This is a genomic window from Streptomyces longwoodensis (assembly GCF_001514125.1).
GTDB lineage: Bacteria > Actinomycetota > Actinomycetes > Streptomycetales > Streptomycetaceae > Streptomyces > Streptomyces longwoodensis.
In genome coordinates this window covers 274,185-287,333 of the sequence record NZ_KQ948556.1, presented here as the reverse complement: position 1 = coordinate 287,333, position 13,149 = coordinate 274,185, and the positions used below count along the sequence as shown (strand labels likewise).

Genomic DNA, 13,149 nt, shown 5'->3' with positions numbered 1-13,149 from the left:
CCTTGGTCCGGATCGTGAGACATCTATTTCATTTTCGCCGGGCGGCGGACAGGAGATCTTCCAGCCGCGCCCCGCAGCCCTCGCGCCCCCTCTGTTCTCGGGGCCCTCGGGATCAGCCGACGTCGAGGCGCAGCAGGTCCTCCTCGGTCTCCCGCCGGACGATGACACGCGCCTCGCCGTCGCGCACGGCGACGACGGGCGGCCGCAGCACGTGGTTGTAGTTGCTCGCCATGGAACGGCAGTACGCCCCCGTCGCCGGTACGGCGATGAGGTCACCCGGTGCCAGGTCGGCGGGCAGGAACGTGTCCCGCACGACGATGTCGCCGCTCTCGCAGTGCTTGCCGACGACCCGGCTGAGCATCGGCTCGGCCTCGCTGGTCCGCGACACCAGGGCGACGCTGTACTCGGCGTCGTAGAGCGCCGTGCGGATGTTGTCGGACATGCCGCCGTCGACGGAGACGTAGGTGCGCAGCCCCTCCAGCGGCTTGACGGTGCCGACCTCGTACAGCGTGAAGGCGGTCGGCCCGACGATGGCCCGCCCCGGCTCGACGGAGATCCGCGGGGTCGTCAGCCGGGCGGCCTCGCACTCGCGGCCGACGATCTCGGTGAGCGCCTTGGCGATCTCGTGCGGCTCGCGCGGGTCGTCGCCGCTGGTGTAGGCGATGCCGAGCCCGCCGCCCAGGTCGATCTCGGGCAGTTCGACGCCGTGCTCGTCGCGGATGTCCTTCAGCAGCCCGACCACGCGGTGCGCGGCGACCTCGAAGCCGGACATGTCGAAGATCTGCGACCCGATGTGCGAGTGCAGCCCGATCAGCTCCAGCCCGTCGAGCTTCAGCGCCCGCCGGACGGCCTCGGCGGCCTGCCCGCCGGCCAGCGGGATGCCGAACTTCTGGTCCTCGTGCGCGGTGGCGATGAACTCGTGGGTGTGCGCCTCGACGCCGACGGTGACCCGGATCTGCACCCGCTGCCGGGTGCCCAGCTCCTGCGCGATGTGGGCGACCCGCACGATCTCCTGGAAGGAGTCGAGGACGATCCGCCCAACACCGGCGGCGACGGCCCGGCGGATCTCCTCGGGCGACTTGTTGTTGCCGTGGAAGGCGATCCGCTCGGCGGGCATCCCGGCGGACAGGGCGGTGGCCAGCTCTCCGCCGGAGCAGACGTCGAGGTTCAGCCCCTCCTCGTGCAGCCACCGCACGACGGCCCGGGACAGGAACGCCTTGCCGGCGTAGAAGACGTCGGCACCGGACCCGAAGGCGGTGCGCCAGGCGCGGGCGCGGGCCCGGAAGTCGTCCTCGTCGAGGACGTACGCCGGCGTGCCGAACTCCTCCGCGAGCCGGGTGGCGGGGATCCCGCCGACGGTGAGGACACCGTCCTCGTCCCGGCGGACGGTCTGCGACCACACCTTGGGGTCGAGGAGGTTGAGGTCGGCGGGCGGCGCGGCGTAGTGCCCCTCGGGGAGGACGTCGGCGTGACGGGGCCCGGCGGGGTGTGCGGAACGGCTCATGACGGGTGAGGGGCTCTCTGTGTGCTCTGGCGGGGCGGGGCGGGGGCCGGGGCGGTTCCGTGGGCCGGAGCCGGGGCGGTCCCGTGGGCCGGGGCCGGGATGACCGGGTCGGCGTGGTCGGCCGGGTGGGTCCTGGTGGCGTCGGTGACCTGGGTGGCTGTTCCCGTTCGCATGGCTCAGAGGTGGTCGGGGGCGTCGATGCCGAGCAGGGACAGGCCACCGGCCAGCACCGCCCCGACGGCGTCGGCGAGCGCGAGCCGGGCACGGTGGGCGGCCGAGGGTTTCTCGGCCCCGCGGGGCAGGACGGTGGGCAGGAAGGGGATCACGGCGTCGGCGAGGGTGACCAGGTGCCGGGTGAGGCGGGAGGGGGTGCCGGGGTCGGGACGGGTCGCGTCCACGGGGACCACGGAGGAGAGGAGGCGGGGGTGGTCGGCGAGGAGGCGGAGGAGAGGGGTCTCGGGGAGGGTGTCGAGGTCGGCGTTCGCGGGCGCGTCGGCGTCAGCAGTCGACTGGGGCGAGCGCTCGGGCTGGGGCGCGAAGCCGAGGTCGGCGGCGTTGCGGTGGACGGCGCGGGTGCGGGCGTAGGCGTACCGGACGCGGAAGAGGGAGTTGCTCTCGCGCTGCACGAGGTGGTCGGCGCTGATGCGGGGCCGGTCGTGGGGGGCGGGGTGCAACAGGGCCCAGCGGGCGGCGTCGAGGCCGAGGGGGGTGGGGTCCTCGGGGGCGGGGAGGGGACGGAGGACCAGGGTCCCGTCGGCGACGGACAGCGGCCGTGCCTGCGGTGATGAAGTCGATGAAGTCACGGACTCCTCGTGCTGGACCTCGACCCGGCCGCCCTGTGAGGCGACGATGCGGGAGAGGGAGTCGGCGAGGACTTCGGCGCGTACGTCGTAGGGGACGCGGAGGACGAAGACGCGCCCGGCGAGGAGGTCGGAGTACCCGTACTGCGGCCCTTCGGTCAGCACGCGCTGCACGAGGCCGGAGCCGGTGCCGCGGTCGAGCCGGATGTTGAGGAAGCCGGGGCCGGTGATCTCGACGTCGCGGATGCCGGCGGCGTGGACGAGGTGGGGGCGGAGCACCTCGGCGACGCGCAGCGGGGGCTGCCCGGCGGGCCGGGCGAGCTGGAGGGCGACGTTGGTGGCGTAGTCGCCGTGACCGCCGGGCCCGGGCGGAGCGACGGAGACGCGCCGCGGGAGGTCGGGGAGCCCGTGCAGATCCACGGCGAGGTCCCCGGCGTCGACGGCACGCCGGACGGCGTGCAGCACGGTGCGGGAGAGCTCGACGGGGGTCACGGGACAAGCGTAGGGGAGGAGGGGGGTGGGGAGGCGAGCCGGTTTGAGGGGGGTCCCGGGATGTGGGACGAGGGGGTGCGGAGGGCGCACGGAGAGTGGAGCACGACGGAGCCGGGCGGACCTAGCTGCCGGCTTGACTGGGGGTGGAGCTGGATGCCGGGGCGGCATCGGTGTCGGAACCGGTGGCGCTACCGCCCTCCCCGGGCGGGCGCTCCAACAACCGACGGACGAGGGAGACGAGCTCGGCGGGCTCGAAGGGCTTGGCGAGGAAGGCGTCGACGCCGACTTCGAGACCGGCTTCGAGCTCGTACTGGGTACAGGCGCTGACGATGGCGAGGGGAAGGTCACGGGTCAGGGGGTCGGCACGGAGCCGGGCGGCGGTGCTGAGCCCGTCGAGCCGGGGCATGACGACGTCGAGGGTGACGAGGTCGGGCCGGACCTGATGAACGACTTCCAGACATTCGGCACCATCGGCCGCGGTCACGACCTCGAGCCCCTCGAGCTCGAGATTGACCCTGATCAGCTGGCGGATGACCTTGTTGTCGTCCACAACGAGAACCCGCCCCGACGCGCCTGGCACCCCTCGAGAGTAGGTCGCCCTCGGCCACCGCGTCCGGGTTTTCCGGACTTCTGGCTTGTGAGGGGGGTGTGGGGGGCGTAGGGGGTGGAGCGGGCGCTGGGGACTTGCGGAGGCGACGCTGACGTCTCCCTGAGGGCTGCACCGGCGTCTGACCGGGCCCCGGCACGGGCGTCTTGGCTGCGTCGCGGACGCCGGTTCGCCGGGGCGGCCCAGGAGTGGCAGGCCGAGGGCCTGCGGACGCACCGTTCCCCCGCTAAGTGGTTCATGACCACCCCGGCGGAGCTGGTAGTGTTCTACCCGTCGCCGCGAGCAACGAGCTCCGCACCGACACGCCCCCGTAGCTCAGGGGATAGAGCAACGGCCTCCGGAGCCGTGTGCGCAGGTTCGAATCCTGCCGGGGGCACCTTGAATCAGGTGCCCAAAGACCCCGTCACCAGCGGAAACGCTGAGGCCGGGGTCTTCGCGTATGTGCAGGCGTGTGCGGCCCGGAGCGGCCGTATGCCAGGGTCCGTGGACTATTCGTGGACAGGAACCTTGGGACATCGCCCCTGGTCAGCCCTTGGGTTTCCGAGGTACCGCTCAGCCGGCGTCCGGCCACTCCTCCGGATGTGAAGGGGGCTTGGGGTCATCTCGTCGCTCAGCCTGCCGCGCGTTCTCCCCACGCAGGCTCGTCAGCCACGGCCACAGATCGGGCAGCGGCTGCGCCGGGCAGGCTAGGCGGTGCTCGATCCGACACCGCTGGAACTGATCCGGCGGACACACCCCGTAGACCGTCACGCGGCCATCGGACAGCTCGATCCACCGGTGCTCCGCCGGGACTGTGTGAGCCAGCGGGTGCATGTCCGGCTCCAGTAGCACCCAGTCCTGTTCGAGTGTCGCCACTCGGTCCTGTAACAGCCCGCAATGGGGGCAGCGAGTTTGCCCGCCGCCTAATCGCCGCGGTTTCTCCTGTAAGACGCCCATACCGTGAGGGTCGCCAGCCCAGCAGTCCTGGCGTAGAGCGCGAACCGGACGCAATTCCTGGGGCGACCGTCCGCCAGCGGGACGAAATACGACCCGTCAGGTGCAGCCAGCAACTAATGGCCGACAGCACACGGCCGAGACGCGGCGAAGCCCTCCGGCCTAAGCGGGCTGGAGGGCTAACGGCCTACGCGCGAGATCATTCGTACTCGCGCAGCAGATCTTCAATCTTGCGGTTGGCGATCTCTTGCCGCCCATCGATGCACTTGGCGTAACGGCTCAGCAGGACCTCAACGCTATTTCCCGCCCGTTCGGCGACCTCCGTCGGATCCACCCCGGAGTTGAGCCAGGTCGACAGCGCCGAGTGCCGAAGGTCGTACGGTCGGGCGGCGAGCGGTGAGGCGACCGCGGCCGGCGGAAGCGCCAGCGCACGAGCCTCCTGCCACACGCGGTAGTACGTCGAGGAACCGACCACTCCCCCACGCTCATTGGTGAACAGCCGCCCGTCCTCCGCAGTGCCGAACGTGTCGCGGTGCTCCCGTAGGAGGGCGACGAGCTGGGGCGGAACCGGGACGAGCCGAACCTCTTCCGCCGGGCGGTTCTTGAGGCCTCGGTCGTCGTGGGTCTCGCCGGAGTCGGTCCACTGCTTCCCGACGCTGGGGCGCGTTCGGTTCAGCAGCAGTGTTCCCCAGCCAGTCTCGGGCAGCTTCAGGTCCGCATTCGTGAGGCCGACTGCCTCAGCCGGGCGCAAGGCGCCGTAATACATGCAGGCGAACAGCCCGACGAGCCGGCGGCCACGCGCCCGGCCGTACCCACCGACGTAGGAGACCGCAGTCAGCAAAGAACGGGCCTGCGCCGGATTGGCGACCACCCGAGGGTCAACCTCCCCAACCACCTTCGGTTTCTTCCAACGGATGCTCGCAATCGGGTTCTCTTTGAATTCCCCGAGGTCGACCGCATAGTGCAGCGCGTTGACGAGTGTCCGCCGCTTGCGCCGGACGGTTTCCGCAGCGGCCGCCGTCCCATCAAGCTTCAGCCTGAGGGAATCCAGGACCGCCCTGCCGATCGCAGCGTCCCCGAGGTCTGACAGCGGACGCGATGCCTTGGCCACCCAGTGCAAGGCGTTGGCGACGTCGGGCGGCAAGTCGCGCTCGTCCGGTCCGGGTAGGATAAAAGCCCAGTTGCGCAGCGCCCTCCTGATCAGGTCCTCGGGCGGCTGTCCCGGCCGCTCATCGAGAAGGGCCATCGTCACGGCGGTCAGGGACTCATTGATCCCGTTACGCGTGTTCGGCGCCGCATGCGGCCACTTCATGGCCAAGTACTTGAGGGCGAAGGCGTACCAGGTCATCGAGGCCGCCTTCTCGACCATCGAATCTGGCAGGCCCGCCCCCGTGTCGAACTCTTCGCCAGCGTGCGCGGCCTGGAGAAGCTTCGACCGGTAGTGGTCCGCAAGACCCTTGGTGCGGAACTGTTCGGAGAAGACGTTCCCGGCAACAGTCCACCGGACATCATAAGACGACTTCTTAGTGTTCCTCTTCCGGACGCCCCACACCTTCACGTCGAGTGACTTCATGCCGCCGCCTCCAACTGCCGCAACCACGTGGTGAAGTCACTCCGCCAAACGCGCAATTCTCCATTGGGCAGCTTGAATGCCGTGGGCCCCATCCCGAGCTCTCGCCAGCGGTAGAACGTGCGCCGCGAAACCCCGCCCAGCTCATCGAGGATCTGCGGGACGGTCATCAGCTCATCTCTCACGTCAGGCTCCTTCCAAGGCGGCGATTTCTTCGCGGGCGGTGTCGCGGTTGAGCTGGATGTCCCGGCGGATGGTGGCGGCGAGCCAGGATTCGCCGGGGCTGTGGCCGTGGCCGGCGTAGGTCCAGTGGGCGAGGGTGAGGGTGGTGGCTTCCTCATCGTCCGGGTCGGGCAGGCCGAGGGCTTCGCGTTGTTGGGCGGCGCGGTAGTCGGCGCGGGTCTGGCGCAGGGCGCCGAGGGTGGTGGAGTAGCGGCGGGACTTGGTGGAGAAGTGGCCGCGGAAGCCGAGCATGTGAGCCCAGTCGCGCAGCTTGCGGTCCGGGTAGAGCGGGTGCAGGTCGAGGCAAGCCGCGATGAGCCGTGCCGGGTGCTCGGGGACGTCGAGGAGGACCAGCGCTTCCTTGTTGCCGATGCGGCGGTCTACGGTGCCGGTGTTCTCGGCCGCCTTGGTGGCGTATTTGGCGACGTAGGAGGCCACGGCCTGTTCGGTGATCTCCTCGCCTTTGTCGAAGGCGCCAATGGGCTGGACGTCGAGCTGTGTGCCCCAGCGCAGGGTGCGGGCGGGTTGGTCACCGGCCGGGGGCACGTCGACCGCGACGCGGGCAGCGGCAGCCTTGATCGCGCTGGTGAGGAGGTCGAGAGTGGCCCAGGCCGGGGGCGGCGAGTCGGCTCCCTCCGCTCCGTCGAAGCGGATCACGGCATGGAAGTGCACGGCCCCGCGCTTCTGGTACTCGGCGACCTTGCCGAAGGAGACGCGGGACTGCGCGTGCGCGGCCTTCTGCGTGAGCCCGGCCCGCTTGGCGATCTCGCGGCGCAGGTAGATCGTGAAGTACCGCCACAGCTCCGAGGCGTGGTTGTTCCACAGCACCGCGCCCGCGTAGTCATAGGTCTCCGGGTCGAGCGGCGTGCCCAGTTCCGGCGCATCCTCGGCGTGGTGGGCTCCGCAGCGGCACGGCCGGTTGCCGGGTCGGTTGTGGACCGGGCCGAACGAAGGTGCGGTCAGGGTCGCGAAGACGCGCGGGTGGTCGCGGACGGTGTCCGGGGTGCCCTTGGTGGGGTCGCCGACCAGGCCGGCGCGGATGAGGTGGTAGGTGTCTCCCGCGTAGGTCCAGGAGCAGGCGGGGCAGCGGGAGGCGCGGCGGTTGCCGCACGCGATGCGGAGACGTCCGCCGGGTTCGCTGTCGGTGCTGTAGCGGTGAAGGATGCGGCCGGTGGCCCGGTCGCGGGTGACGGTCGAGCCTTGCAGGTGGATCGGGTTGGAGCATCCGCCGGTGCGGCGGATCTGGTCCTGTACGCGGTCGAAGCCGGGGGACCCGGCCAGTCTCAGCACGTCGGTGAGGGTGGCCGGGTCCAGGCCCGCCGTGACGGCGGAGTGAGTCACCTCTTGTTCCCCTTGAGGATCGAGCGGACGACGACCGCGCAGACCGCGACCGAGGCGGCGGTGACGGCGACTGCGAGGAGCATGGAGACCAGAACCGCGCCGACGACCAGGACCGCGGCGCCGCCGCCGGCGACCAGGGCGAGGGTGCTTCCGGCGGTCAGTTGGACGGAGGGCCGGTGGGCCGGCGGGGCGGACGGAGCCGGGATGAGGGCGGGGGCGTAGGGCACCGGGCGGTAGACGGTCTGCACTGTCGGTGTGGGGGCGGGGGCGGTGTCCTGGGGCGGGTACTTCGGGATGAACACGTCGGTGGTCCCTTTCTGCGGCGGTCAGTCGAGGAGCGTGGCGACAGCGGGGGCGAGGACGCTGTTGGCGACGAGGTAGCCGCCGAGGAGCAGCAGGGCGACCAGCCACCACGGCGGGCGGGCGAGCTGGATGCCGAGGACGGCGACGACGAGCACGGCGAACCAGAGCGGGACGCTCATGGCGGTGGTCTCCTTCTCAGGCCTTGCAGCGGTGGGTGCGGGCGGCGAGTTCGGCGGCGGTGCGGCTGTCGTACTCGGCGGAGAAGTCGCAGCGGGGGGCGGTGCAGGCGGCGAGGTAGCGGTTGCGGCCTCGGGCGAGGAACGAGGCGACCTGCACGGGACCGAAGCGGCGGACGTTGCGGAAGCGCGGGTTCACGGGGGCGGTCCTTTCTCAGAGGTGAGCGGCGACGGAGGCCGTCATGGACGCGGGCAGGCCGAGCCGGGCGCGTACGGCGTCGGGGTCGGCCGGTTGGCCGGTGGTGGCGCGGTGTTCCTCGGCGAGGGCCTGAACGCGGTCGACGAGCGCGGGCGGCAAGGCGACAGCCCGAGGAGCGGGAGCCGTGGCAGGGATCGGGTCCGTGGTGTCGTCCGGCGGCGGAGCCGGGAGGGCGTCACGAGGGAGCTCATCGACCGGTGAAGCCGAAGGCGTCTCGGCATCCCGCGTTGGAGAGACGGGCACCGGAGTTGCCTCGGCCGTTCGTGGTTCGTGCGCCAGAAGAGTTCCGCCGAAGAAGGCGACGGCCGGCCACCCGGCCACCACGACCCGCAGCGAGGCGGGCACGTGGTCCAGGTCGAGGAGACCGGCCGTGGCGACGTTGGCGCCGAGGGACGCGGCCAGGGCGACCAGGAACCACAGCCGCGCTCCCCCGGCCGGTTGCCCGGCCCGCTGGTGGGCCCGCATGCGACGCCAAGCGGCGACCAGCAGCAGGTCAACACTGATCGGGTAGGCCCACGCCTTCCAGCCGCCCTGTCCTGCCGCTTCGGCGAGGTCGTGCAGGTGGGCGAAGGACAGGGCGCCCGCGATGACGGCTTGCACGATCACGGCATCCACGCGGGCGAGGTGGGCACGCATCGGCTCGTCTTCCTTCCGGTTCGAGGCATGGGAGGGGTAGGAACCTGGCGCGAGGCGGTCACGCCGACCGTGGGAAGGGAGGAGGGTTATTCGGTCACCGGGCGCGCGGTCGGCACGGGGGTGACGGGAGCCGTTGTACCGGCGGACTCGACGGCGACGGCGGGCCGGAAGGCGTCGAGGCGGGGCAGCTCTGGCACGAGGGCGGAGGTGGCGCGGCAGACGGCCGCAGCTTCGTCGAGGCTGAGGTGCGGGGACCGGATGCGGGACCAACCGCCGGAGGAGTCACCGACGATGGCGACGCCGGGACGCTCGGCAGGGATCGCGGTCGCGGCGAGGGCCGCTTCCGGGGAGACGTCGGCGAGCGCCATGTTCGCCGACGACTCGTCGTTGACGCGGTGGCAGACACGGCCGGTGAGCTGAGCTCGGAGCATGGTGGCCCCCTTGCCGAGCTCGGAGCCGAAGCGCTGCCCGCACACCTCCAAGTAGATGCCGGCCGCGCGGCCGAGCTGGGCGATACGGATGAGCTTGGTGACCATGGCGTCACGCCGCTTCTCGTCGTCCCGGTTGGCGGCGAGGAAGAGTTCCGCGACCTCGTCGACGACGACCACGACCGGCACCGGCCGCACCTTCTCAGGCAGGCCCCACACATCCGAGGTGAGGACGGCGTCCGGACCAGCCGCGGAGCTAAGTCCGATGAGGCGGAACCTGGCCTCCATCTCATCGAGCAGCGCGTCCAGCAGGTCGTTGGCGCGGTCCGGGGTGTCGGCGAGGGCCGACAGACGCGGCGCGAACGGCGCCAGTTCCACGCCCCACTTGCAGTCGATACCGATGAGCACGACCGGTTGCCGGGCGAGCCCGCAGACCAGGTTGCGCAGGAAGACCGACTTACCGGACTGCGTGGCTCCGAGGATGAGTTCGTGCGGCACGGTGCGGAAGTCCCGTACGTGCCACCGTCCGTCCTCCCGCAGCGCCAACGGGAACGTGAGCAGACCCCCACCCTTCCGCTGACGCAGCGGACGCCGTACATCGTTCAGCACGTCCCAGCCGATGAGCCGGAGTTCGAGCCAGCCCGGCTTGGTGGGTCGGATGTGCACGGCGTGAGCCGCCCAGGCGTGCCGCAACCGGTCGGCCGAAGCCATGAAGTCTTCGGGAGCCTGCCCGGTTGCCATTCGCAGGCGCATCACCAGGCCGGACCCGGTCGGCAGCAGCAACGAGCGACGCGGGGGCACCGGGGCCGCCTCCCTGCCGACCAGGCGAGCCGTGGCCCGGCGGACAGCAGAGGCCGGAACCGTCAGGCCGCAGGCGTCCATGGTGGCCCGATAGGTGGTGACCACGCGCAGCGCGACCAGCGGGTACCCCACGAGCCACCAGAACGCGACCGGCATACGCCGACGCAGCACCAGCAGCGCGACGACACCGACCAGGCACAGCGTCAGCACCCACACCGTGTCGGTCATGACGGTCAGCCCTTCACCGGCGCGGGGGCGTTGACCATGACGGCGTCGGCCCGGTAGGCGATGCCGTGACGCATCCGCCCGCCGAACTCGCTCTCCCAGGGGCGGGCGACGAGGCCGGACAGGATGACGGGTGCACCCTGCACCAGACCCTCGCCGATACCCGCCTCGGGAACGGTGACCTTGATCATGTCTGAGCCGCCCTGCGCGATGAACACCAGCTCCATGACCATGAGCCGCTGGTTCGTCGTCGGGTCCACGGCAACCTCGCCGGTCTGCCGGTCCTTGACCTTGACCTCCGGCAGCTTGGTCACGAGCAGCGTTGCGGAGGAGACGTCGACGGGAATGACACGCATTTCTGAACCTCACTGGTTGGCAGTGCCCCACCGGGCACCGTTTCCGCTGATTACCCCCCTAGACAGCAGAGGGGTGGCCCGCCCTAACTGTCTAGGGGGGTTGACGACAACAGTAGACCGACACCCCGTCAACTGTCTAGGGGGATATACGGGCGTGCCTTCGCGTGAGGTTGCGGGGTTACTGCAGCGCCCAGTGAAGGACGGTGGCGTCATCGTGCGCCTTACCGCGCGGCCAGCGTCGCCCCTCGATGTCGCCAGCCTCGACTTCACGCACTCGGCGTACCAACTCGGCCGGCCCTGAAGAATCGACGACGGCCAAGGTCTCTTGCCAAGTGGTGAGTTCGAAGCGGTCGACGAGCCGGGTCGCCCCGTCACTGAGCAGCGTCACTGAGGTCAGGGAGGTCAATGGCACCGCCCCGGTCAGGGAATGCTCGGCCGCTCGCGGGTCGGGCCCAGCGATCCAGAAGCCACCAGGCCGGTTCCGGAGCTCCGTAAGGGCGTCGCGGTAGTCAGCCAGGGCGACGGAGTGTTCTGGAGAGCCGGCGGGCAACGCGTCGACCGGGCCGCGCAGCCGCTTACCCACCTCATCCAGGCGTCGATCAGTGACCACGGTTGGTCCCTCCCCCGCGCCGGCCAGCAGCAGGGAGGAGTCTCCGAGGACGAGGTACTCAAGGGCATCACCGCGGGCACGTACGGCAACGACTGTGCTGGTAGGGCTTGCTCGATGGTCCAGGTCGCACATGCCCTGATGCAGCGACCGAACAGCGCGGATCGAGTCAGCCAGACACTCAGGCAAAGGCCGGCCAGCATGCGCGGTGATGGCTCCGAGCAGCACCCCGCCCAGAGTCGAGGAGAACCAAGCGACACCGTGGGAGCAGCCGGTATCCGCGCCGGCCACGCCAGCACCGTCCAGGAGCACAGCAGCCCCGGAAGCAGCAGCAGCGAAATCCTCGTTCTCCCGGCCCGGTTGTGCGGGCAGGGACGCGAGGGTGACCCTCACGCGGCCGACTCCTCGTCGTGCCGGTAGAGGGGGGTAAGCAGTTCGACGGACTGCGGTTCGCTGGTCTCCGGGTCGTACTCGACGCCGACGAGGGTGGAGAACCGGTGCTCACCCACCTGTCCCCACAGGGTGTTTAGGTCGGACGCGAGCAACTGCACGACGCCAAGGGAGCCTTGCGTGTGGATACCGGCGATCGCGAGGAGCGAGCCCTTGCCGTCCGGCCGGGGCAGCTTGCCGATGTATCCGACGTCGTACGGACGAGCAGGATCACTGTCCTGTCCGGACCGGTACACCTCGCCGGTTCGACGGTCGACGATGGTCCAGGGCCCGTCATCCGCCTGCTCCCAGTTCAGCACGGGATCCTGGGCGTACGTGTCCCACATCTGCTGAGACATGCGCGGACCGCAGACGACGACCAGGCCGTCACGGTCGAGGTCGATGTCACCGCTCACCGGCACGTGCTCGGACGTGACGTCGAGACCGTACGACCGCGCGAGATCTTCGAGCCGCTTGCCGGAACTTACGTCGTCCACAGCGACGACCGTGCGCCCGCGCTCGTCGTCCCGCCGCAGAGGTGTCGCGATGACGACCGCCCCGCGCCCGAGGAAGGCGCCCTCCGGCGCCGGCCCGGTGTGGCGGATCTGATGGATACGCCCGCGGCTCAGACCGGCTTTGGTGGCGATCTGCGCGTACGACAGGCCCTGCGCGTGGAGGTCCTGAACCACTCGGCGACGAAGCCGGGCGAGTTCAGTCACCTCCTGCTGAGCGTCGGCCAACCGGGTCGTGACCTCGCGGAGGAGCAGGTACGGGTCTTGGATAGCCATGATGCGCTGCAACTCGTCCGACATGACTTCACCTCCTAGCAGTACCCAGGAGTCTAGGGCCCTAGACAGAACGGGCGCGAGACGCCGTCCTGATCTCACCCCGATCACGTAGAACGCAGCCCGCCGCCGAGGTACACCCTTGGGGCTCACCTTCTCCCGCCCGGCAGGCAGTCCGGTCGGGTCTCCCCGCGGCCGACCATCACACATCCACCCGCGCCAGGTCGGCCCAGATGCAGCGCCCGCCTCCGGAGCGGTCTTTCACGCCCCAGTCCTTCGCGCAGGCTGAGACGAGCATCAGCCCGCGGCCGCCCTGGTCCACCGGACTGTTCACGCTGCGCACCATGGGCTCGTCGTCACTGCCCTGGTCGATGACCTGGATACGTACGAAGTCGTCCGCGAAGCCGACAAGCACGAGGAACCAGCCTCGGTACCAGCCGCTTCGTGTATGCCGGACAGCGTTGGCGGCCAGCTCGCCGACGACCAGGACGGCGTCATCAACCAGGCTGGGCGGCTCATCTTCCAAGAGGGCGGCGACGAAGTGACGAGCCTCGGCCACCTGCCAGGGCTGGCCGGGGAAGCTGCGGCCCCAGTTCTTGGGCATGGGAAAACTCCTCCTGCGTCTAGGGGGCTAGACGATGCAGGCAGCAGAGTATTCCTCGACTCGCAGGCAAG

Annotated in this window: 16 protein-coding genes and 1 tRNA gene; 1 reads left to right on the top strand and 16 read right to left on the bottom strand. The window is 70.3% G+C overall.

The genetic code is table 11. The annotated features are described in order from the left end of the window. Positions 1-112 precede the first annotated feature (112 nt). From lysA to AQJ30_RS22760, 3 genes are all read right to left on the bottom strand, one after another. Positions 113-1,504: a diaminopimelate decarboxylase gene (lysA, locus tag AQJ30_RS22770; protein ID WP_067237114.1), complete on the bottom strand. Its 1,392-nt coding sequence runs from the start codon at positions 1,502-1,504 to the stop codon at positions 113-115. Positions 1,505-1,680: 176 nt separating this feature from the next. Further along, a complete protein-coding gene (nrtL, locus tag AQJ30_RS22765; RefSeq protein ID WP_067237110.1) occupies positions 1,681-2,796 on the bottom strand; it encodes an ArgS-related anticodon-binding protein NrtL in 1,116 nt (371 codons plus the stop codon). A 121-nt stretch (positions 2,797-2,917) separates the two neighbouring features. Next, on the bottom strand, positions 2,918-3,376 hold the full coding sequence (locus AQJ30_RS22760) for a response regulator (RefSeq protein WP_079084207.1): 459 nt from the start codon (positions 3,374-3,376) through the stop codon (positions 2,918-2,920). Between the two features lie 331 nt (positions 3,377-3,707). Here AQJ30_RS22760 and AQJ30_RS22755 point away from each other — a divergent pair. Continuing rightward, positions 3,708-3,779 (top strand) — tRNA-Arg (locus AQJ30_RS22755). 176 nt (positions 3,780-3,955) lie between these two features. Here the strand turns inward: AQJ30_RS22755 and AQJ30_RS39450 are convergent. The 13 genes from AQJ30_RS39450 to AQJ30_RS22695 form a co-directional block, all read right to left on the bottom strand. Beyond that, a complete protein-coding gene (locus AQJ30_RS39450) occupies positions 3,956-4,339 on the bottom strand; it encodes a DUF6083 domain-containing protein (protein ID WP_067237105.1) in 384 nt (127 codons plus the stop codon). Positions 4,340-4,535: 196 nt separating this feature from the next. After that, positions 4,536-5,909 carry a tyrosine-type recombinase/integrase gene (locus AQJ30_RS22745; RefSeq protein WP_067237102.1) on the bottom strand — a complete coding sequence of 458 codons (1,374 nt, stop codon included), beginning with the start codon at positions 5,907-5,909 and terminating at the stop codon, positions 4,536-4,538. After that, positions 5,906-6,076, bottom strand: a complete 171-nt coding sequence (locus tag AQJ30_RS22740; RefSeq protein WP_067237348.1) for a helix-turn-helix transcriptional regulator — start codon at positions 6,074-6,076, stop codon at positions 5,906-5,908. The genes AQJ30_RS22745 and AQJ30_RS22740 overlap by 4 nt, the downstream gene beginning before the upstream one ends. Positions 6,077-6,092: 16 nt before the next feature. After that, a complete protein-coding gene (gene repSA, locus AQJ30_RS22735) occupies positions 6,093-7,469 on the bottom strand; it encodes a replication initiator protein RepSA (protein ID WP_067237099.1) in 1,377 nt (458 codons plus the stop codon). Further along, positions 7,466-7,771 carry a SpdD protein gene (locus AQJ30_RS22730; RefSeq protein WP_067237097.1) on the bottom strand — a complete coding sequence of 102 codons (306 nt, stop codon included), beginning with the start codon at positions 7,769-7,771 and terminating at the stop codon, positions 7,466-7,468. The genes repSA and AQJ30_RS22730 overlap by 4 nt, the downstream gene beginning before the upstream one ends. A 24-nt stretch (positions 7,772-7,795) precedes the next feature. Next, on the bottom strand, positions 7,796-7,951 hold the full coding sequence (locus tag AQJ30_RS38760) for a hypothetical protein (RefSeq protein WP_168218148.1): 156 nt from the start codon (positions 7,949-7,951) through the stop codon (positions 7,796-7,798). A gap of 16 nt (positions 7,952-7,967) precedes the next feature. Continuing rightward, positions 7,968-8,147, bottom strand: coding sequence for a mobile element transfer protein (locus tag AQJ30_RS22725; protein WP_067237094.1), 180 nt, complete (start codon positions 8,145-8,147; stop codon positions 7,968-7,970). Positions 8,148-8,162: 15 nt separating this feature from the next. Next, positions 8,163-8,843, bottom strand: coding sequence for a DUF2637 domain-containing protein (locus tag AQJ30_RS22720; protein WP_067237093.1), 681 nt, complete (start codon positions 8,841-8,843; stop codon positions 8,163-8,165). Positions 8,844-8,929: 86 nt separating this feature from the next. Next, on the bottom strand, positions 8,930-10,300 hold the full coding sequence (locus AQJ30_RS22715) for an FtsK/SpoIIIE domain-containing protein (protein ID WP_067237090.1): 1,371 nt from the start codon (positions 10,298-10,300) through the stop codon (positions 8,930-8,932). Between the two features lie 5 nt (positions 10,301-10,305). Continuing rightward, positions 10,306-10,653, bottom strand: a complete 348-nt coding sequence (locus tag AQJ30_RS22710; protein ID WP_067237087.1) for an SCO3933 family regulatory protein — start codon at positions 10,651-10,653, stop codon at positions 10,306-10,308. A gap of 178 nt (positions 10,654-10,831) precedes the next feature. After that, entirely contained in the window at positions 10,832-11,653 is an 822-nt protein-coding gene (locus AQJ30_RS22705; protein WP_067237084.1) for an integrase, read from the bottom strand. Beyond that, positions 11,650-12,501: an RNA polymerase subunit sigma-24 gene (locus AQJ30_RS22700; protein ID WP_067237082.1), complete on the bottom strand. Its 852-nt coding sequence runs from the start codon at positions 12,499-12,501 to the stop codon at positions 11,650-11,652. Before AQJ30_RS22700 ends, AQJ30_RS22705 begins: the two co-directional genes overlap by 4 nt. A 175-nt stretch (positions 12,502-12,676) precedes the next feature. Continuing rightward, the gene (locus tag AQJ30_RS22695; RefSeq protein WP_067237079.1) at positions 12,677-13,078 is read right to left on the bottom strand and encodes an ATP-binding protein; all 402 of its coding nucleotides are present in this window, start codon (positions 13,076-13,078) and stop codon (positions 12,677-12,679) included. Positions 13,079-13,149: the final 71 nt, after the last annotated feature.